Annotated in this window: 2 protein-coding genes and 1 pseudogene; all 3 read left to right on the top strand. The window is 56.3% G+C overall.

Features of this window, described 5'->3' with window-relative positions:
* Positions 1 to 1084: transglutaminase-like domain-containing protein (locus tag H5U08_RS14945; protein ID WP_297034774.1), on the top strand; the 1084-nt coding region annotated here is incomplete at its 5' end.
* 243 nt (positions 1085 to 1327) lie between these two features.
* The gene (locus H5U08_RS14940; protein ID WP_297034772.1) at positions 1328 to 1903 is read left to right on the top strand and encodes a cob(I)yrinic acid a,c-diamide adenosyltransferase; all 576 of its coding nucleotides are present in this window, start codon (positions 1328 to 1330) and stop codon (positions 1901 to 1903) included.
* A gap of 489 nt (positions 1904 to 2392) precedes the next feature.
* Positions 2393 to 2782 (top strand): annotated as a pseudogene (locus H5U08_RS14935) (hypothetical protein); the annotation flags it as partial.

Here is a 2782-nt window from a genome sequence, read left to right as displayed (position 1 = left end):
ACAAACTTTTGATCTTCCGAAGGACTGCCGAGGCTTTCTGGGACTTCAAGACTGCCTTTGGGAAAAACCCATGCAGCCCCACGAAGTCCGGGAGTTTTCCTGCCTTATGCTGGGAGTGAACGGAGTGTGCTGGGCGAAGGCCCACTCCCGCGATTTCGAGGTCATTCAGCTTCCGGAAGGTAAATCCCGAGTTCTCCGGATAGAAATTACCTACACGTTGCCAGGCAAACAAAGAATAAAACAGACTGTTTGGGTCGATTCCTCAGGCATGATTGTCAAACAGAGAATGGACTCGCCTCCAGTTGAAGCCGTGCTCGTGTCGAAGGAACGTGCTTTACAGGAAACATCTTCTTCGCTGGATCTGATCGAAGACATTCGCATTCCCGCCCGCGCACCGAGGGATTTAACAAAAGCGCGTCGGGTGGTCTATCGCGTGGAAGGACCTGCCGAGGAACTTGCCAAACTTTTGGCAAGCGGAGCCAATCAACAGGTGCAACGATTGGGCGACGATGTGTTGGAGTTGACGGTAACACCTCGGAGACCCGGCAGTAATGCGGCGAACTGTCGTGAGCAGGCGACGCGTGACGAAATAGAGCCGAACTTGTGGATTCAATCCGACGCATCCCAAATCCGCGCGATTGCGCAATCGATAGCTGAGGACGCCCAAGGAGCTGCGGCGCTGGCCGTCGCATTGGAGCGCTATGTCTTCCAGACCGTAAAAAACCGGGATTACAATCAGGCATTTCTTTCTGCACTCGACGTGCTGAGAAGTCAAGAAGGTGATTGCACGGAGCACGCCGTGCTGCTGGCCGCTCTGGCCCGAGCCAGTAAGATTCCATCACGAGTGGCCGTGGGGCTCGTTTACCATCGGGACGCCTTTTACTACCACATGTGGACGGAATTGCTGATTGACGGATGTTGGATAGGTTTCGACGCAACCCGGGGAAATGGAGGCATTGATGCCGGCTATATCAAATTCGGCCATGATTCGCTTGCCGGGTCTGACGCCATGACTGCGTTCCTGCCGATGACGAAACTCCTCGGTCAGATCAAGATCGAAATTGTCAAAGTAGAGGACAATTGATGGCCTGGTCCCATCCGGGGTCAGGTCTTTCGTGCCCGGGGCGGCCCGGGGAAGTGGCTATCGCGCCTGTTTGATGCAGGTGAAACGAGTCGAACTGACGCAACCCTGTGGCGTTATTCTGAGTCATTTTCATGCTGCTGCGGGGTTAAAGAAGTTCAAACACCTAGGAAAATTGGTGCTACGAGTGGAGATGGAAACGGAGGTTCTAGCAAGCTCTTTGCTTAATGAAGGAGTAATCCGTCGATGGGAGCCAAAATCTATACGCGTTCAGGAGATTCCGGCGAGACCGGTCTTTATCGGGGGCCGCGCGTGGGAAAGGATTGTTTGCGGATCGAGACCTGCGGAACCATTGACGAGCTCAATTGTGCGATTGGACTTATCCGGGCGGAGAAGATCCCGCCACGCGCCGATGCCCTGCTGGCCAGCGTCCAGAATCGACTTTTTGAGCTGGGGGCCGAGGTGGCCACACCGGATGCCCAGCGGCAGGGCACGCAATACATCACGGCGGAATATGTGCGGGAACTTGAGGAAGCCATCGATCAACTCGACCGGGAGCTACCGGCCCTCGATCGGTTCATTCTGCCCGGAGGGGAACGTGCCGGAGCGCTGGCGCATTTCGCCCGGGCCGTCTGTCGCCGGGCTGAACGGCGCCTGGTGGCGCTCGTTCGGGAGGGGCTTGAATTGGGGACGCCGCTTTCACCGGTCGTGCTGGCATTCATTAATCGTCTCAGTGACTTTCTTTTCGTGCTGGCGCGGTGGCTCAACCACCAGGCAGGAGTGACGGAACATCCCTGGGAGCCACCCCCGCGCAAAGGATGAGGGAGCCCAGACAGGTATCCACTCAATCGAAGACCGAAAAACGGCTTGCTCAGGACGAGAGCACCTTCTGCCTAAAATCAGTGCAATAGGCTCTTTTGGACGACCAAAACGGGCGCATTGGGTGGCCCAAGTTGGCAATTGCAAGCTCGAAAATATCACGAAACCGCGAGTGTATACTAACTCCGCGCCCTGGTCTGACGAGAAACTAGGCAGCAGTGCTTAGAAAATGGGCCCGTGTCGGGCCGGTGATCTGGACCGCCCTGTGTTTGAGAGGATGGATTACGGATTCTCGCTCGCCCTCGCGGGTGCTTCTCCCTGGATGTAACATTCGATGGGCCAACGACTTGCGCAGGTCGCTCGAACAGTCTGGAGCCGCACCCGAGAAAATCACTCGGCATTTTCCCCGCGATGGGCACATCGCTTGCAAATCCCCTGTTACGGAAAACGACGTGCTGTGTTTCGACTTCAGCAGGAAAGGCGATCGGGGTGATGCGAGCATTCTGTGCGCTTGTTCTGGGAGTGGCCAGTTGGTTCTGTCTGTGTGTTGATCGGCCGTTGATGGCGGAGACGGCTGAGGGGGACAAGCCGTTCCAGTCCCTTTCGGTGGATGAGCGGTTGGAGATTCTGGCCCAATCGTCCCTTGCACGCGATGACGAGGGGAAGGTCACCTCCGCGAATCTCCGCGGAGAGACAGACCTTTTGTGGATGTGCATCGCGGCGTTTCTCGTTTTTGCCATGCAGGCCGGTTTTGCCTGTGTGGAGATCGGCTTCACCCGGGCAAAGAACGCAGCCAACATCCTCATGAAAAACCTGCTCGACTTTTGCGTGGGCAGTCTCCTGTTTTGGGCCATCGGTTTCGGCCTCATGTTTGGCAAAAGT

The organism is Thermogutta sp. (assembly GCF_014359955.1).
Classification (GTDB): Bacteria; Planctomycetota; Planctomycetia; order Pirellulales; family Thermoguttaceae; genus Thermogutta.
The sequence above is the reverse complement of the archived record's forward strand: the minus strand, read 5'-3'. Positions and strand labels throughout refer to the sequence as shown.

Coding starts and splice junctions, on each gene's coding strand:
- H5U08_RS14940 (WP_297034772.1), top strand. CDS start 1,328: ATGGGAGCCAAAATCTATACGCGTTCAGGAGATTCCGGCGAGACCGGT.